The sequence below is a fragment of the Stutzerimonas sp. R40042 genome (genome assembly GCF_026642215.1).
GTDB lineage: Bacteria > Pseudomonadota > Gammaproteobacteria > Pseudomonadales > Pseudomonadaceae > Stutzerimonas > Stutzerimonas frequens.
In genome coordinates this window covers 3956505-3973253 of sequence record NZ_CP113258.1, presented here as the reverse complement: position 1 = coordinate 3973253, position 16749 = coordinate 3956505, and the positions used below count along the sequence as shown (strand labels likewise).

Below are 16749 nucleotides of genomic sequence, written 5' to 3'. Positions count from 1 at the left end.
GCTTCATGCCTGCTGCTCCAGCGCCCGGCGGAACGGCTCGGGCAGCTCGCGGCCTAGCTGCAGGCGATTGCCGTCCTGCCGGAAGATCTGCATCTTCGCCAGCCATTCCTCGAATTCCGGTGCGGGCCGCAGGCCAAGTACCTGACGCACGTAGAGGGCGTCGTGGAAGGAGGTGGTCTGGTAGTTGAGCATCACGTCGTCCGAGCCCGGGATGCCCATGATGAAGTTGATGCCCGCCGTGCCGAGCAGGGTCAACAGCATGTCCATGTCGTCCTGGTCGGCTTCGGCGTGGTTGGTGTAGCAGATGTCGCAACCCATGGGCACGCCGAGCAGCTTGCCGCAGAAGTGGTCCTCCAGCCCGGCGCGGATGATCTGCTTGCCGTTGTAGAGGTATTCCGGGCCGATGAAGCCGACCACGGTGTTCACCAGCAGCGGCTTGTAGCGGCGTGCGACGGCGTAGGCGCGGGCTTCGCAGGTCTGCTGATCGACGCCGTGATGGGCGTTGGCCGAGAGCGCGCTGCCCTGGCCGGTCTCGAAATACATGAGGTTGTCGCCGAGGGTGCCGCGCTTCTGCGACAGGCCGGCCTCGTAGCCTTCCTGCAGCGTTGCCAGGTTGATGCCGAAGCTGGCATTGGCCGCCTCGGTGCCGGCGATGGACTGGAACACCAGGTCCAGCGGCGCGCCGCGATTGATCGCCTCGATGGAGGTGGTGACGTGGGTGAGGATGCAACCCTGGGTCGGGATCTCGTAGCGGCTGATCACCGCGTCGAGCATCTTCAGCAGCTCGCAGATGCCGGCGGTGCTGTCGGTGGCCGGGTTGATGCCGATCACCGCGTCGCCGTTGCCGTAGAGCAGGCCGTCGAGAATGCTCGCGGCGATGCCGGCGCCGTCGTCGGTGGGATGGTTCGGCTGCAGCCGGGTGGACATGCGTCCGGCCAGGCCGATGCTGTTGCGAAAGCGGGTGACGACGCGGACCTTCTGCGCGACGAGGATCAGGTCCTGCACGCGCATGATCTTCGACACCGCGGCGACCATCTCCGGCGTCAGCCCTGGTGCGAGGGCTTTCAGCGATGATTCGTCGGCATCATCGCCGAGCAGCCAGTTGCGGAAATCGCCCACGGTCAGATGGCTGACCGGGGCGAAAGCCGCGGCGTCATGGCTGTCGATGATCAGCCGAGTCACTTCATCGCTTTCGTAGGGAATCAGTGCATCTTCGAGAAAACGCCTGAGCGGCACATCGGCCAGGCACATCTGCGCCGCCACTCGCTCGGCGTCGCTGCCCGCCGCGACCCCGGCGAGCAGGTCGCCGGAGCGCGCCGGGCTGGCCTTGGCCATCACCTCGCGCAGATCGTCGAAGCGCCAGGTGGTGCCGCCCACGCTGTGCGAGTACGTCATGGCTGCTCTCCCTACTTGAGTGTCGCCTCGGCCTGCTCGATCGCCGCGAATTCCTCTTCCGGCGTGCCGGCCACCAGATGGTGTCGACTGTAGATCGCGAAATAGGCGATGAAGATCCCGTAGATGATCGCGGCGCCGATCACCACCCGCGGGTCGACCAGGAAGCCTGCGATGACCGCGATGCAGGCCAGTACCAGCGCCACGCCCGAGGTGACGATGCCGCCGGGTGTCCTGTACGGGCGATGCAGATCCGGCCGGCGCAGGCGCAGCACGATGTGCGAGGCCATCATCAACACGTAGGAAATGGTCGCGCCGAACACCGCGACGAGGATCAGCAGATCGCCCTGGCCGGTCAGCGACAGCAGGAAGCCGATCACGCCAGGGATTACCAGGGCCAGCACCGGCGCCTTGTTCTTGTTGGTCAGCGAGAGGTTGCGCGGCAGGTAGCCGGCCCGCGACAGGGCAAAGATCTGCCGCGAGTAGGCGAAGATGATCGAGAAGAAGCTGGCGATCAGCCCGGCCAGGCCGACCAGGTTGACGAAGCCGCTCATCCAGGTGGACGAGCCGTAGGCCGTGGTCAGCGCTTCCACCAGCGGGTTGCCGGATGCCACCAGGGTGCTGGAGCCGGCGCCGCCAGGGCCGACCAGGAGGATCAGCCCGGCGAAGGCGACCAGAATAAGCATGGCGCCGATCAGCCCGCGGGGCATGTCGCGCTGCGGGTTCTTGGTTTCCTCGGCGGCCAGCGGCACGCCTTCGACGGCGAGGAAGAACCAGATCGCGTAGGGAATCGCCGCCCAGATGCCGACGTAGCCGTAGGGCAGGAAGTTGCTGGCACCGGCAGCGGTGGTCGGCGCGATATCGAGCAGCTTGTCCACCGAGAAGTGCGGCACCATGGCGACGATGAACACCGCCAGGGCAAGGGCGGCGACCGCGGTGATGATGAACATCAGCTTCAGCGCCTCGCCGACGCCGAAGATATGGATGCCGATGAAGACGATGTAGAAGGCCAGATAGATCATCCAGCCGCCGATGCCGAACAGTGACTCGCAATAGGCGCCGATGAACACGGCGATCGCCGCCGGCGCGATGGCGTATTCGATGAGGATCGCCGTGCCGGTGAGAAAGCCGCCCAATGGGCCGAAGGCGGTGCGGGCAAAACCATAGCCGCCGCCCGCGGTCGGGACCATCGACGACAGCTCGGCCAGCGAGAAGCACATGCACAGGTACATGGTCGCCATCAGCAGCGTGGCGATGAACAGCCCGCCCCAGCCGCCCTGGGCGAGGCCGAAGTTCCAGCCGGCGTAGTCGCCGGAAATCACGTAGGCGACGCCAAGGCCGACCAGCAGCACCCAGCCGGCGGCGCCTTTCTTCAGTTCGCGTTCCTGGAAATAGCTACTGCCAACGGTTTCGAAATCGATTGCGTGGTGCGGTGGCGTTGAACTGCTGTGTTCGAGAGCCATGGGGGAATCCTCTTGGACGGGTTGGCACCTCTCTCCCTAGCAAGCGTCATGCCCCGGCACCGGAATACGGGATTCCCGGTGTTTTGTCGGTGGATGTCGGCAGGAACGCACCTTTTGCGGGCTCCACAGCACCACGGCGGAGCCCGGCAGGTGTCTTGTTCGAACGCGCGGTGAGCCGAAGCCCACCGCGCTCAGCCCATCAGAAGAAGCCCAGCGGATTAATGTCGTAGCTCACAAGCAGGTTCTTGGTCTGCTGATAGCTGTCGAGGATCATCTTGTGCGTCTCGCGACCGACGCCCGACTTCTTGTAACCACCGAACGCCGCGTGCGCCGGGTAGAGGTGGTAGCAGTTGGTCCAGACACGGCCGGCCTTGATCGCCCGGCCCATGCGGTAGGCGCGGTTGATGTCGCGGGTCCAGACGCCAGCGCCGAGGCCGTACTCGGTGTCGTTGGCGATAGCCAGGGCTTCGGCCTCGTCCTTGAAGGTGGTGACGCCGATCACCGGGCCGAAGATCTCTTCCTGGAACACACGCATCTGGTTGGTGCCCTTGAGCAGGGTCGGCTGGATGTAATAGCCGGTGGCGAGAGAGCCTTCGAGCTTCTCCGCTGCGCCGCCGGTGAGCACCTCCGCGCCTTCGCCCTTGGCGATCTCCAGGTAGGACATGATCTTGTCGAACTGCTGCTGGCTGGCCTGGGCGCCGACCATGGTCTCGGTGTCCAGCGGGTCGCCGCGCTTGATCTGCGCGACCTTCTTCATCACCGCTTCCATGAAGGGGGCGTAGATGGATTCCTGCACCAGCGCGCGCGACGGGCAGGTGCACACCTCGCCCTGGTTGAAGAAGCCCAGCACCAGCCCTTCGGCGGCCTTCTCGATGAAGGACGGTTCGGCCTGCATGATGTCCTCGAAGTAGATGTTCGGGCTCTTGCCGCCCAGCTCCACGGTGCTCGGGATGATGTGCTCGGCGGCGCGCTTCATGATGTGCGAGCCCACCGGGGTGGAGCCGGTGAAGGCGATCTTGGCGATGCGCTTGCTCGAGGCCAGTGCTTCGCCGGCTTCCCGGCCGTAGCCGTGCACCACGTTGAGCACCCCCGGCGGCAGCAGGTCGCCGATGCATTCGAGCAGCACGTTGATGCCTAGCGGGGTCTGCTCGGCCGGTTTGAGCACCACGCAGTTGCCGGCGGCCAGCGCCGGGGCGAGCTTCCAGGCGGCCATCAGGATCGGGAAGTTCCACGGGATGATCTGCCCCACCACGCCCAGCGGCTCGTGGAAATGGTAGGCCGCGGTGTGTTCGTCGATCTCGGCGCTGGTGCCTTCCTGGGCACGGATGCAACCGGCGAAGTAGCGGAAGTGGTCGGCGGCCAGCGGGATATCGGCGTTGAGCGTCTCGCGCACCGCCTTGCCGTTGTCCCAGGTCTCGGTGATGGCGAGCATCTCCAGGTTCTGCTCGATGCGGTCGGCGATCTGCAACAGGATCAGCGAGCGCGCCTGCACGCTGGTCTTGCCCCAGGCATCGGCAGCGGCATGGGCGGCGTCCAGCGCCTTTTCGATGTCGGCGGCGTCGGAGCGCGGAAACTCGGCGATGGGCTGACCGTTGACCGGGGAAAGGTTGGTGAAGTACTGACCGCCGGCCGGCTCGACGAACTGGCCGTTGATGTAATTGCCGTAGCGGGATTTGAAGGAAACGACAGCGCCTTCGCTGCCGGGATGGGCGTAACGCATGATGAGTCTCCGGTTCTTGTAAAGGTCGAGGTAACGGCGGTCGTTTCAGCGTAGATCAGCTTGCCGGAACCGGCGAACGAGATGACACGCATGCCAGGCTCGGGCGCCGCTCGCGCTGCAGCGCTGTGCTAATCTGCCGCGCATTTCCCAGCTTCAGCGGGGCGTCTTGACGGCGCTGCGCGGGGGCATTGCAGAGGTCATCCATGCATATCCATATTCTCGGCATCTGCGGCACCTTCATGGGTTCGCTCGCGGTGCTGGCCAAGGAACTCGGCCATCGCGTCACCGGCTCCGATGCCAACGTCTATCCGCCGATGAGCACGCAGCTCGAGGCTCAAGGCATCGAGCTGATGCAGGGCTACGAGCCGGCGCATCTGGAACCGGCACCCGACCTGGTGGTGGTGGGCAACGCCATGTCGCGTGGCAACCCAGCAGTGGAATACGTGCTGAACAAGGGGCTGCCCTATGTCTCCGGCCCGCAATGGCTGGCCGACCATGTGCTGCAGGGGCGCTGGGTACTGGCGGCGGCCGGTACCCATGGCAAGACCACCACCAGCAGCATGCTGGCCTGGGTGCTGGAACATGCCGGCATGAGTCCGGGGTTTCTCATCGGTGGCGTGCCGCAGAACTTTGGCATCTCCGCGCGCCTGGGCGGCACGCCGTTCTTCGTGGTCGAGGCCGACGAGTACGACAGCGCCTTCTTCGACAAGCGCAGCAAGTTCGTCCACTACCGCCCGCGCACCGCGATCCTGAACAATCTGGAGTTCGATCACGCAGACATCTTTCCGGATCTGGCTGCCATCGAGCGGCAGTTTCATCATTTGGTGCGCACCGTGCCGGGCGAAGGGCTGATCATCCATCCCGAGTCGGAAACGGCGCTCAAGCGCGTCATCGAAATGGGCTGCTGGACACCGGTGCAGACCACCGGCGACGGCGGCCAGTGGCAGGCCAGGTTGCTCAGCGCCGACGGCTCGCGCTTCGAAGTGATCTTCGACGGCGAGGTGCAGGGCGTGGTGGAGTGGGAGCTGACCGGCCGGCACAACGTCAACAACGCGCTGGCCACGCTGGCGGCGGCGCGGCATGTCGGCGTGCTGCCGAAGCAGGGCGCCGAGGCGCTGAGCGAGTTCCGTAGCGTCAAGCGGCGCATGGAGAAGGTCGCCGAGGTCAATGGCGTGACCATCTATGACGACTTCGCCCATCACCCGACCGCCATCGCCACCACCCTCGACGGCCTGCGCAAGCGCGTCGGCGATACGCCGATCATCGCCGTGGTCGAGCCGCGTTCGAACTCGATGAAGCTCGGCGCGCACCGCGAGGGCCTTGCCGAGTCGGTGGCGCTGGCCGATCAGGCGATCTGGTACGCACCGGCCAACCTTGGCTGGGATCTCGCCGCGACGGTCGCCGGCTCGCCGGTGCCGACCACGGTCTGCGATTCGCTGGAAGCGATCATCGCCAAGGTGAAAGCCGATGCCGTGCCGGGCACCCAGGTGGTGGTGATGAGCAATGGCGGTTTCGGTGGGCTGCACAACAAGCTGGCCGCGGCGTTGGCGTAGGGTGGAAAACGCCGAAGGCTTTTCCAAGCGTAAGGTTAGGCCGAAGCGCCAAGGCCATGTAACGGTGGAAAACGCTTCGCGGTTTTCCACCCTACGATGACAGTAGGTAGGGTGGAAATCGCCGCAGGCTTTTCCACGCGCCGGGCTGCCGATGTGGCGGGCACAGGTGAATTTGTTCTCAAAGCGTCGCGAGCGAAGCTTAGGCAAGGCGAAACCTTGCGAGACAGCGGAGCTTGCTGGTGCAAGTGAGCATTTCGAGTAAGGTTTCAACGCAGCATAAGCAAGCGCAGCAGCTTTGGGAGCACATTCATGAGCGGACCGGAACGCATCACCTTGGCCATGACCGGCGCCTCCGGCGCTCAGTACGGTCTGCGCCTGCTCGATTGCCTGATCCAGGAAGACCGCGAGGTGCACTTCCTGATTTCCAAGGCCGCGCAACTGGTGATGGCCACCGAGACCGACGTGGTGCTGCCGGCCAAGCCGCAGGCCATGCAGGCCTTCCTCTCCGAGTACACCGGTGCCGCCGCCGGGCAGATCCGTGTGTTCGCCAAGGAGGACTGGATGGCCCCGCCGGCGTCCGGCTCCGGCGCACCGACGGCGATGGTGGTGGTGCCCTGTTCCACCGGCACGCTGTCGGCAATCGCCACCGGCGCCTGCAACAACCTGATCGAGCGCGCCGCCGACGTCACCCTCAAGGAACGCCGCCAGCTGATCCTGGTGCCGCGCGAGGCGCCCTATTCGAGCATTCATCTGGAAAACATGCTCAAGCTGTCGAACCTGGGCGCGGTGATCCTGCCGGCCTCGCCGGGCTTCTATCACCAGCCGCAAAGCATCGACGACCTGGTGGATTTCGTCGTCGCGCGCATCCTCAACCTGCTCAACATTCCCCAGGACATGCTGCCGCGCTGGGGCGAGCACCATATCGTCAGCGACGACTGAGATGATCGGTCGGGCGCTGCTGGTACTGACGACGCTGAGCCTGCTGGGTGGCTGCGCCACGGTGCGCACGCTGGACGCGGCCAAGCCCGGTGCGCCGATCATCTATTCCGGCACGCGTCTGGACTGGTACAGCCTCAACGGTGGCTGCTGCCCGCTGGATCGCTTCGGTGCCGTGGCGCCCAAGCATGCCGCGCTCGATCTGCCGGCCAGCGCCTTGCTGGACACGCTGTTGCTGCCCTTCGCCGTCGCGGCGGAGCTGGGCGTCGGCCTCGGCGTGCGCGGCGGGCTCTGATTGCAGCAACCGTGGCATAACTGATCTGAGTCCAGGCGACGTCTTCGCCGAACAGGCATAGTTGGCAGGTCCGCGCCACAAGGAGAAACGGTGTGAAAGACCGCGCTCAGTTCCACTTCAACTACTGGATGATCGCCATCCTGGTGTTTCTCGGCCTCCAGTACCTGCTGTCGACCCAGCAGCAAGTGGCGACCATCCCTTACAGCGAGTTCGAGCAGCACCTCAAGGACGGGCGCATCGATGAACTGGCCATCACGGACCGGCGCATCGAAGGCCGGCTCAAGGAGCCCCTGGCCGGCGGCCAGCGCCGTTTCATCACCAACCGCGTCGAGCCGCAGCTGGCCGAGCATCTGCAGCAATACCCGGTACGCTACACCGGCAAGGTGGAAAGCACGCTGGTGCGCGACCTGCTGTCGTGGATCATCCCGGCGGCGATGTTCTTCGGCATCTGGCTGTTCCTGCTCAAGCGCATCGGCAGCGGCCTGGGGGGCGGCGGTATGATGCAGATCGGCAAGAGCAAGGCGCGGGTCTATGTCGAAACCGACATGAAAGTGACCTTTGCCGATGTAGCCGGCGTGGACGAGGCCAAGGACGAGCTCAAGGAAATCATCGACTTTCTCCGCGATCCGCAGACCTACGGTCGCCTCGGCGGACGCATGCCCAAGGGCGTGCTGCTGGTCGGCCCGCCGGGCACCGGCAAGACGCTCCTGGCGCGCGCGGTGGCCGGCGAGGCGAAGGTGCCATTCTTCTCCATTTCCGGTTCCGAGTTCGTCGAGATGTTCGTCGGCGTCGGCGCCGCGCGGGTGCGTGATCTGTTCGAGCAGGCGCGGGCCCAGGCGCCGGCGATCATCTTCATCGACGAGCTGGACGCTCTCGGCCGCGCCCGCGGTGCCGGCCCCCTGTCCGGCGGGCATGACGAGAAGGAGCAGACGCTCAACCAGCTACTGGTGGAGATGGACGGCTTCGACACCTCCAGTGGGCTGGTCCTCTTGGCGGCCACCAATCGCCCGGAAATCCTCGATCCGGCACTGCTGCGCGCCGGCCGCTTCGACCGTCAGGTGCTGGTCGATCGTCCGGACAAGGTCGGGCGGGTGCAGATTCTCAACGTGCACCTGAAAAAATCGCGACTGGGCACCGATGTCGATCCGCAGGCCATCGCCGCCCTGACCCCGGGCTTCACCGGTGCCGACCTGGCCAACCTGGTCAACGAGGCGACGCTGCTGGCAACCCGGCGCAATGCCGACGCGGTAGCGATGGAGGACTTCACCGCGGCCATCGAACGCATCATCGCCGGGCTGGAGAAACGCAACCGCCTGCTCAATCCGCGCGAGCGCGAGATCGTCGCCTATCACGAGATGGGCCATGCGCTGGTGGCGATGGCGCTGCCGGGCGTCGATCCGGTGCACAAGGTGTCGATCATTCCGCGCGGCATGGGCGCGCTGGGCTACACCATCCAGCGCCCCATTGAGGATCGCTTCCTGATGACCCGCGACGAGCTGGAGAACAAGATGGCCGTGCTACTTGGCGGGCGTGCGGCGGAGTGGCTGGTGTATGCGCATCTGTCCACCGGCGCGGCGGACGACCTGGCCAAGGTCACCGACATCGCCCGGGCGATGGTGACGCGCTACGGCATGTCCAAGCGCCTCGGTCACCTGGCGTTGGAGCGCGAGCCCAATTCCTTCCTCGGCAACGAGGCGATGCTCGGCCTCAAGCCCCAACACGACTATGCAGAGAGCACGGCGACGGCGATCGACGAGGAAGTGCAGGAGCTGGTTCAGTCGGCCTTCCAGCGTAGCGTCGATCTGCTGCAGGCGCGTCGTGCACTGCTCGAGCGCTGCGCCCGGCAGCTGCTGCAACAGGAGACGCTGGATGCAGGACAACTGCGTGCGTTGAGCGCCGAGCTCGGCGCTCAGTTGCCGTCGTCGGACTAGCCTGCCCGCTTGGCGTGCTGGGCCAGGGCCCACTCCACATGCTCGCGCACCAGCTCCGATGGGTCGTCACGCCGTGCCTCGAGCGCTTCCAGTACCGGGATGCTCGACGGCGCATTGCCCAGGCCCACCGCGAGATTGCGCAGCCAGCGTTCGTAGCCGGCGCGGCGTAGCGGCGAGCCCTCGGTGCGACTGAGAAATTCCTCTTCCGTCCAGCGGAACAAGGTCGCAAGCTCGGCGTTGTCCAGGCTATGGCGCGGTTGGAAGTCGCCTTGCTCGGTGGGGCGGGCGAAGCGGTTCCAGGGGCAGACGATCTGGCAATCGTCGCAGCCGAACACGCGGTTGCCGATCTTGTCGCGCAGCTCGACCGGGATCGGTCCCTTCAGCTCGATGGTGAGGTAGGAAATGCAGCGCCGCGCGTCCAGCAGCCGTTCACCGACGAACGCCTCGGTGGGGCAGATGTCCAGGCAGGCGTGGCAGCTGCCGCAGTGATCGCGGGTCACCGGCTCGTCGACCGGCAGCGCGATGTCGACGAACAGCTCGCCGAGAAAGAACCAGCTGCCGGCCTTGCGGTTGAGTAGCAGGGTGTTCTTGCCGATCCAGCCGAGCCCGGCCTGCTGGCCGGCGGCCTTTTCCAGCACCGGCGCGCTGTCGACGAAGGCGCGAAAGCCGAACGGGCCGACCACCTGCTGAATGCGCTCGGCCAGTTGCTGGATGCGTTTGCGGATCAGCTTGTGGTAATCCCGGCCCAGGGCATAGCGCGACACATAGGCCTTCTCCGGGTCGGCCAGCTGCTGGCTCATGCGCGTGTCGCCGGGCAGGTAGTCCATACGCAGCGAGATGACCCGCAGCGTGCCGGGCACCAGTTCGTCCGGCCGCGAGCGTTTGCTGCCGTGGGCGGCCATGTAGTCCATCTCGCCTTGGTAGCCCGCCGCCAGCCAGGCCTCGAGATGCGCTTCGTGCTCGCCGAGATCGACGCCAGTGATCCCCACCTGCTGGAAGCCGAGCTCGCGGCCCCACTCCTTGATGGAGTCGGCGAGGGCGATGGGGTCGAGAGCGGAGCTGGACATCGGAGACTGCGGCGGGAAGTGAGCGGGTGCGTATAATTCTGCCAGACATTCCGCCGCGATGATCCCTGCACCGATGACCGATTCCCTGCCCGTCCCCTTGTACAACGCCGCCCAGGTGCGCGAACTCGATGCGCGCCTGATTGCCGCCGGCACGTCCGGCTTCGACCTGATGCAGCGCGCCGCCCATGCCGCCTGGCGCGCGCTGCGTCGGCGTTGGCCCGATGCAGGTGCTGTCACCGTGCTCGCCGGGCGCGGCAATAACGCCGGCGATGGCTACCTGCTGGCGGCGCTGGCGCAGCGCGCTGGCTGGCAGGTGCGGGTGCTGGCGGTGGGCGATCCGCAAACGCTGCAGGGCGACGCGGCGCTGGCCTGCGCCGAAGCGCGTGATTGCGGAGTGCCCATCGAACCCTGGCGAGCGGAGGCGCCGCTGCAGGGCGTGCTGGTGGATGCGCTGCTCGGCACCGGTCTGACCGGCGCGGTGCGCGAGCCCTATGCGAGCGCGATCGCGGCGATCAACGCCAGCGGCCGTCCGGTGCTGGCAATCGACCTGCCCAGCGGGCTGTGCGCCAACACCGGTCAGGTGCTGGGGCAGGCAGTGCGGGCCGATCTCAGCGTGACCTTCATTGGCCTCAAGCTCGGCCTGTTCACTGCCGACGGTCCTGATCGTGTTGGCGCGCTGGTGTTCGACGATCTGCAGGCCGACCCGGGAATCGTCGCGCAGGTGGCGAGCGAGGCCGTGCGCCTCGACCACGGCTCGCTGGCGCGGGTCGCACCTCGTTCGCCGACAGCGCACAAGGGCAGTTTCGGCCAAGTGCTGGTGATCGGCGGTGACCTCGGTACCGGCGGCGCCGCGCTGCTCAGCGCCGAGGCGGCGCTGCGTTGTGGGGCCGGTATGGTGACCCTGGCGACCCGACCGGAACACGTCGGCGCTTCGTTGGTGCGCCGGCCGGAGGTCATGTGCAGCGGCGTGGAGTCCACCTACAGCCTGTCGGCGCTGCTGGAGCGTGCCGATGTGCTGGTGGTCGGCCCCGGCCTCGGCCAGGCGCCGTGGGGGCGTAGCCTGATTTCCGCGGCTGCGCAGCGCGAGCAGCCGCAGGTCTGGGATGCCGATGCGTTGAACCTGCTGGCGAGCGGCGCCGTCGAATTGCCGCCCGGCTGCCTGATCACCCCGCATCCGGGCGAGGCCGCGCGACTGCTGCAGTGCTCGGTCGGCGAGGTTCAGGCCGATCGCCCGGCGGCGGTGCGGGCGCTGACGCAGCGTTATGGGTGCGTCGCGTTGCTCAAGGGGGCCGGCACGCTGATCGCGGCGCCGGATGGCCGGCTGGCGCTGTGTGATCGCGGCCATCCGGCGATGGCCAGTGCCGGGCTCGGCGACGTGCTCGCCGGTGTGCTCGGTGCCTTGCTGGCACAGCAGCTGGCGCCGTTCGAGGCGGCCTGCCTGGGCGCCTGGCTGCACGCCAGCGCGGGTGAGCGCCTTGGCCCGCTGGGGCGAGGCCTGGCCGCCAGTGATCTGATTCCGGTGATCCGTCAGTTGTTCGAGGAGCAGTCGCCATGCCTGAAATGAATCTGTATGCCGGTGACGAGGCGGCGATGCTCGCGCTGGGTGCGCGCATCGCCCGCGCGACCGGTGGTCGGGGCGTCATCTATCTGCATGGCGACCTCGGCGCCGGCAAGACCACACTGTCACGCGGCCTGATCCGTGGTTTCGGCCACGAGGGCAAGGTCAAGAGCCCGACCTTCACGCTGGTCGAGCCCTACGAGCTGGGCGAGGTTCAGGTGTTCCATTTCGACTTGTATCGCCTGGTCGATCCGGAGGAGCTGGAGTTCCTCGGCATCCGCGACTACTTCGAGGGCAATGCACTGTGCCTGATCGAGTGGCCGGAACGCGGGGCCGGCATTTTGCCAAAGGCCGACATGGACATTACCATTACGCCGCATGAGGCCGGCCGAACGCTGCGCCTGTCGCCCCATACCGCGAGGGGCGAAGCCTGGTGTATCGCCCTGACCGACGGAGAGCTATGAATAACATGGGTTTGGGGATGCGCATGCGCACCCTGGTTGTTGGCCTGCTGCTGTCGCTGATGACGGCGGACCTGTTTGCTGCCAGCGATGTACAGAGCGTGCGTCTGTGGCGTGCGCCGGACAACACCCGCCTGGTGTTCGACCTGTCAGGGCCGGTCGAGCACAAGATCTTCACCCTCACCGCACCTGATCGGCTGGTCATCGACGTCACCAACGCCACGCTCAAGGCGCAGCTTGATCAGTTGCCGCTGAGCAATACCCCCGTCGCCTCCCTGCGCGCCGGCCAACACGATGCCGATACGCTGCGCGTAGTCGTTGATCTGCATGCGCCGGTTACGCCTAAGAGCTTCAGCCTGGCGCCGAACCAGCAGTACGGCCACCGGCTGGTGGTCGATCTGTTCGATCAGGCAACGGCCGCCCGCGCCGCCACTCAACCGCCGGTCACGGCAACGTCGTCCAAACCTGTCGCACCGGTCTCGCCGACTCTGCCTGCGGTCAAGCTGCCCGCTCCGATCGGTGGCAAGCGTGACATCGTGATCGCGATCGATGCCGGTCATGGTGGCGAAGACCCAGGCGCCATTGGCCCCGGCAAGGTCTACGAAAAACACGTCGTACTACAGATTTCCAAGGAGTTGCAGCGCCAGATCAATGCCGATAAAGGCTTCCGCGCCGAGCTGGTGCGCACCGGCGATTACTTCATTCCACTGCGCAAACGCACCGAGATCGCCCGCAAGAAGGGCGCCGACCTGTTCGTCTCGATCCATGCCGATGCCGCGCCGCGTTCAGCGGCCTATGGCGCTTCCGTATTTGCCCTGTCGGATCGCGGCGCCACCTCGGAAACCGCACGTTGGCTGGCCGACAGCGAAAACCGTTCCGACCTCATCGGCGGTGCCGGCAACGTCAGCCTCGGTGACAAGGACCAAATGCTCGCAGGCGTGCTGCTGGACCTGTCGATGACCGCCTCGCTGTCCTCGAGTCTGAACGTCGGGCAGAAGGTGCTGAGCAACATGGGCCGCATCACGCCGCTGCACAAACGGCGCGTGGAGCAGGCCGGCTTCATGGTGCTGAAGTCGCCGGACATCCCGTCGATCCTGGTCGAGACCGGCTTCATCTCCAATCCGTCTGAAGCCAAGAAGCTGCAGACGTCCGGCCATCAACAGGCGCTGGCACGCTCCATTCACAGTGGCGTGCGGCAGTTCTTCCACGAGAATCCGCCTCCGGGAACCTACGTCGCCTGGTTGCGCGATTCAGGCAAAATAGCCGCCGGTCCTCGCGAGCATGTCGTGCGCTCGGGCGAAAGCCTGGCCTTGCTCGCCCAGCGCTATCAGGTCAGCCTGACCTCGCTGCGCAGTGCCAACAATCTGCGCAACGACGTGATCAAGATCGGCCAGACACTGAACATTCCCGCCACCACCCTGGCTTCGCAGCCATGACGCAAGCGCCACGCATCCAGCTGCTCAGCCCGCGGCTGGCGAACCAGATCGCCGCTGGCGAGGTGGTCGAACGCCCGGCCTCGGTAATCAAGGAGTTGCTGGAAAACAGCCTGGACTCCGGCGCCGGCCGCATCGAAGTAGACGTCGAACAGGGTGGCGTAAAACTGCTGCGTGTGCGCGACGACGGCTGCGGCATCCCGCCGGACGACTTGCCGCTGGCCCTGGCCCGCCATGCCACCAGCAAGATCCGCGATCTGGAAGATCTCGAGCGGGTGATGAGCCTGGGCTTTCGTGGCGAAGCGCTGGCCTCGATCAGCTCCGTCTCGCGGCTGACCCTGACCTCGCGTACCGCGGATGCCAGCGAGGCCTGGCAGGTGGAAACCGAGGGGCGCGAAATGGAAGCGCGGGTGCAGCCGGCGGCTCATCCGGTTGGTACCTCGGTGGAGGTGCGTGACCTGTTTTTCAACACGCCGGCACGGCGCAAGTTCCTGCGCACCGAGAAGACCGAATTCGACCACCTGCAGGAGGTCATCAAGCGCCTGGCGCTGGCGCGCTTCGATGTGGCCTTTCATCTGCGCCACAACGGCAAGGGCGTGCTGGCGTTGCATCAGGCCAACGACGACAGCGCCCGTGCGCGGCGCGTCGCTGCGGTATGCGGGCCGGCCTTCCTGGAGCAGGCGCTGCCCATCGAGATCGAACGCAACGGGCTGCGGCTCTGGGGTTGGGTCGGACTGCCGACCTTCTCGCGTAGCCAGGCGGACCTGCAGTACTTCTACGTCAACGGGCGCATGGTGCGCGACAAGCTGGTCGCCCATGCGGTGCGCCAGGCCTATCGCGACGTGCTGTTCAACGGCCGGCATCCGACCTTCGTGCTGTTCCTCGACGTCGATCCGGCGGTGGTGGACGTCAATGTGCATCCCACCAAGCACGAGGTGCGTTTCCGCGACAGCCGTATGGTCCATGACTTCCTCTACGGCACGCTGCACCGCGCGCTGGGCGATGTGCGTCCCGAGGACCAACTGGCCGCGCCGGCGAGCGTAGCGCCGATGACCCAGGTTTCCGGACTGGCTGCCGGCGAGTTCGCCGGACAGAACGAGATGAGCCTGTCGGCCAGCGTGCTCGAGCGGCCACAGGGGGACACACCGGTCTGGCGCGGTGCCGGCGCGGGCTATCAGGCTCCAAGGCCGACATCGGCCGGCTATACCGCCGAAGCCCAGGGCACCTACCGCGAGTTCTTTACTCCACTGCCCGAAAGCACCCCGGCGCCACTGCCTGTCAGTCAGGATGACGTACCCCCGCTGGGCTACGTGCTGGCGCAGCTCAAGGGGGTCTACATCCTCGCCGAGAATGCCCAGGGCATGGTCTTGGTGGACATGCATGCCGCCCACGAACGCATCACCTACGAGCGGCTGAAGACCGCCATGGCCAGCGAAGGCCTGCGTGGCCAGCCGCTGCTGGTGCCCGAGTCCATTGCACTCAGCCAGCGCGAGGCCGATTGCGCGGAAGAGCATGCGCAGTGGTTCCAGATGCTCGGCTTCGAGCTGCAGCGCCTCGGTCCGGAAACCCTGGCGATCCGTCAGATTCCCTCGCTGCTCAAGCAGGCCGAGGCCACCCAGCTGGTGCGCGATGTGCTCGCCGACCTGCTGGAGTACGGCACCAGCGACCGCATCCAGGCACACCTCAACGAGTTGCTGGCGACCATGGCTTGCCATGGCGCGGTCCGCGCCAATCGCCGCCTGACGCTGCCGGAGATGAATGCCTTGCTGCGTGACATGGAGCACACCGAGCGTAGCGGACAGTGTAACCACGGCCGCCCGACCTGGACGCAGCTGGGCATGGACGATCTGGACAAGCTGTTCCTGCGCGGTCGCTGACCGGCTCCCGGCGGCAGGCCGCGCTTGCGGCCAACCGTCCGCCACTGGAAACTATGCGGCCACGCCTGCCGAGCCCGCCGATGTCTTCTCTGCCTCCCGCCATCTTTCTCATGGGTCCGACCGCCTCGGGCAAGACCGATCTGGCGCTGGAGCTGGCACGTGTGCTGCCCTGCGAGCTGATCAGCGTCGACTCGGCGCTGGTCTACCGTGGCATGGACATCGGCACGGCGAAGCCTACCCCAGAGCTGTTGGCAGAGTTCCCGCATCGGCTGGTGGATATTCTCGATCCGGCCGAGAGTTACTCGGCAGCCGAATTCAGCAGCGATGCCCTGGCGGCCATGGCAGAGATCAGCGCTGCCGGCCGCATTCCGCTGCTGGTCGGCGGAACCATGTTGTATTTCAAGGCATTGCGCGATGGCCTGGCCGACATGCCGGGTGCCGATCCGTCGGTGCGTGCCGATCTGGAAGCGCAGGCGGCGGCTGAGGGGCTGCAGGCGTTGCACGACGAGCTGGCGCGGATCGATCCTGAGTCGGCGGCGCGCATACATCCCAACGATCCACAGCGGTTGGTTCGCGCCCTTGAGGTCTATCGTGTCAGCGGTTCGACCATGAGCGAGCACCGTGCCCGACAAAGGTCGCAAAAAGCCGTTGCAGACGCTCCAGGCTCCGGTGTCTTGCCTTATACTGTGGCGCATCTGTGCATTGCTCCGGCGCAGCGCAGCATTCTTCATGAACGTATCGAAAGGCGTTTCCTGGGGATGGTTGAACAGGGGTTCATCGAAGAGGTCGAAGCCCTGAGGTGCCGCGGTGATCTGCATCCCGGCATGCCATCGATTCGCTCGGTTGGTTATCGGCAAGTCTGGGAGTACCTGGACGGTCGGTCGAGCCGGGGCGAGATGGTAGAGCGCGGCATCGTCGCGACCCGGCAACTCGCCAAGCGGCAGTTCACCTGGTTGCGGAGTTGGGGGGAAAGTTATTGGTTGGACAGTTTGTCCCGCGACAATCTGCCGCGCGCATTGAAATACCTGCAATCGCTCTCCATATTGAGCTGACACTGCAAGCT

At 66.0% G+C, this 16749-nt stretch carries 13 protein-coding genes; 9 read left to right on the top strand and 4 right to left on the bottom strand.

Translation table 11 applies throughout. The features are described from left to right. Window positions 1-3: 3 nt before the first annotated feature. From OUY36_RS18750 to exaC, 3 genes are all read right to left on the bottom strand, one after another. On the bottom strand, window positions 4-1395 hold the full coding sequence (locus tag OUY36_RS18750; protein ID WP_267935531.1) for an ethanolamine ammonia-lyase subunit EutB: 1392 nt from the start codon (window positions 1393-1395) through the stop codon (window positions 4-6). Between the two features lie 11 nt (window positions 1396-1406). After that, window positions 1407-2855 carry an ethanolamine permease gene (eat, locus tag OUY36_RS18745; protein WP_013984101.1) on the bottom strand — a complete coding sequence of 483 codons (1449 nt, stop codon included), beginning with the start codon at window positions 2853-2855 and terminating at the stop codon, window positions 1407-1409. 199 nt (window positions 2856-3054) lie between these two features. Then, the gene (gene exaC, locus OUY36_RS18740; protein WP_267935530.1) at window positions 3055-4575 is read right to left on the bottom strand and encodes an acetaldehyde dehydrogenase ExaC; all 1521 of its coding nucleotides are present in this window, start codon (window positions 4573-4575) and stop codon (window positions 3055-3057) included. 203 nt (window positions 4576-4778) lie between these two features. Between exaC and mpl the strand changes: the two genes are divergently transcribed. The 4 genes from mpl to ftsH all read left to right on the top strand — a co-directional run bounded on the left by mpl (window position 4779) and on the right by ftsH (window position 9290). Beyond that, window positions 4779-6128 (top strand): UDP-N-acetylmuramate:L-alanyl-gamma-D-glutamyl-meso-diaminopimelate ligase, encoded by a 1350-nt coding sequence (gene mpl, locus OUY36_RS18735; RefSeq protein ID WP_267935529.1) that lies wholly within the window; start codon window positions 4779-4781, stop codon window positions 6126-6128. A gap of 309 nt (window positions 6129-6437) precedes the next feature. Next, window positions 6438-7067, top strand: a complete 630-nt coding sequence (gene ubiX, locus OUY36_RS18730; RefSeq protein ID WP_013984098.1) for a flavin prenyltransferase UbiX — start codon at window positions 6438-6440, stop codon at window positions 7065-7067. 1 nt (window position 7068) lies between these two features. Next, complete coding sequence (locus OUY36_RS18725) at window positions 7069-7359, top strand: YceK/YidQ family lipoprotein (RefSeq protein WP_267935528.1); 291 nt, start codon at window positions 7069-7071, stop codon at window positions 7357-7359. A 92-nt stretch (window positions 7360-7451) separates the two neighbouring features. Continuing rightward, window positions 7452-9290 (top strand): ATP-dependent zinc metalloprotease FtsH, encoded by a 1839-nt coding sequence (gene ftsH, locus OUY36_RS18720; protein WP_267935527.1) that lies wholly within the window; start codon window positions 7452-7454, stop codon window positions 9288-9290. Here ftsH and queG read toward each other — a convergent pair. Then, on the bottom strand, window positions 9287-10357 hold the full coding sequence (queG, locus tag OUY36_RS18715; protein ID WP_267935526.1) for a tRNA epoxyqueuosine(34) reductase QueG: 1071 nt from the start codon (window positions 10355-10357) through the stop codon (window positions 9287-9289). The genes ftsH and queG overlap by 4 nt on opposite strands. A 73-nt stretch (window positions 10358-10430) precedes the next feature. Here queG and OUY36_RS18710 point away from each other — a divergent pair, with 73 nt between their 5' ends. The 5 genes from OUY36_RS18710 to miaA all read left to right on the top strand — a co-directional run bounded on the left by OUY36_RS18710 (window position 10431) and on the right by miaA (window position 16738). Beyond that, a complete protein-coding gene (locus OUY36_RS18710; protein WP_267935525.1) occupies window positions 10431-11921 on the top strand; it encodes an NAD(P)H-hydrate dehydratase in 1491 nt (496 codons plus the stop codon). Beyond that, window positions 11909-12379: a tRNA (adenosine(37)-N6)-threonylcarbamoyltransferase complex ATPase subunit type 1 TsaE gene (gene tsaE, locus OUY36_RS18705; RefSeq protein ID WP_267935523.1), complete on the top strand. Its 471-nt coding sequence runs from the start codon at window positions 11909-11911 to the stop codon at window positions 12377-12379. The genes OUY36_RS18710 and tsaE overlap by 13 nt, the downstream gene beginning before the upstream one ends. Window positions 12380-12396: 17 nt before the next feature. Continuing rightward, entirely contained in the window at window positions 12397-13812 is a 1416-nt protein-coding gene (locus OUY36_RS18700; RefSeq protein ID WP_326491934.1) for an N-acetylmuramoyl-L-alanine amidase, read from the top strand. Beyond that, on the top strand, window positions 13809-15686 hold the full coding sequence (mutL, locus tag OUY36_RS18695; RefSeq protein ID WP_267935520.1) for a DNA mismatch repair endonuclease MutL: 1878 nt from the start codon (window positions 13809-13811) through the stop codon (window positions 15684-15686). Before OUY36_RS18700 ends, mutL begins: the two co-directional genes overlap by 4 nt. 80 nt (window positions 15687-15766) lie before the next feature. Then, window positions 15767-16738 carry a tRNA (adenosine(37)-N6)-dimethylallyltransferase MiaA gene (gene miaA / locus OUY36_RS18690; protein ID WP_267938208.1) on the top strand — a complete coding sequence of 324 codons (972 nt, stop codon included), beginning with the start codon at window positions 15767-15769 and terminating at the stop codon, window positions 16736-16738. Window positions 16739-16749: the final 11 nt, after the last annotated feature.

Coding starts and splice junctions, on each gene's coding strand:
- OUY36_RS18750 (WP_267935531.1), bottom strand. CDS start 1,395: ATGACGTACTCGCACAGCGTGGGCGGCACCACCTGGCGCTTCGACGAT.
- eat (WP_013984101.1), bottom strand. CDS start 2,855: ATGGCTCTCGAACACAGCAGTTCAACGCCACCGCACCACGCAATCGAT.
- exaC (WP_267935530.1), bottom strand. CDS start 4,575: ATGCGTTACGCCCATCCCGGCAGCGAAGGCGCTGTCGTTTCCTTCAAA.
- mpl (WP_267935529.1), top strand. CDS start 4,779: ATGCATATCCATATTCTCGGCATCTGCGGCACCTTCATGGGTTCGCTC.
- ubiX (WP_013984098.1), top strand. CDS start 6,438: ATGAGCGGACCGGAACGCATCACCTTGGCCATGACCGGCGCCTCCGGC.
- OUY36_RS18725 (WP_267935528.1), top strand. CDS start 7,069: ATGATCGGTCGGGCGCTGCTGGTACTGACGACGCTGAGCCTGCTGGGT.
- queG (WP_267935526.1), bottom strand. CDS start 10,357: ATGTCCAGCTCCGCTCTCGACCCCATCGCCCTCGCCGACTCCATCAAG.
- OUY36_RS18710 (WP_267935525.1), top strand. CDS start 10,431: ATGACCGATTCCCTGCCCGTCCCCTTGTACAACGCCGCCCAGGTGCGC.
- tsaE (WP_267935523.1), top strand. CDS start 11,909: ATGCCTGAAATGAATCTGTATGCCGGTGACGAGGCGGCGATGCTCGCG.
- OUY36_RS18700 (WP_326491934.1), top strand. CDS start 12,397: ATGCGCATGCGCACCCTGGTTGTTGGCCTGCTGCTGTCGCTGATGACG.
- mutL (WP_267935520.1), top strand. CDS start 13,809: ATGACGCAAGCGCCACGCATCCAGCTGCTCAGCCCGCGGCTGGCGAAC.
- miaA (WP_267938208.1), top strand. CDS start 15,767: ATGTCTTCTCTGCCTCCCGCCATCTTTCTCATGGGTCCGACCGCCTCG.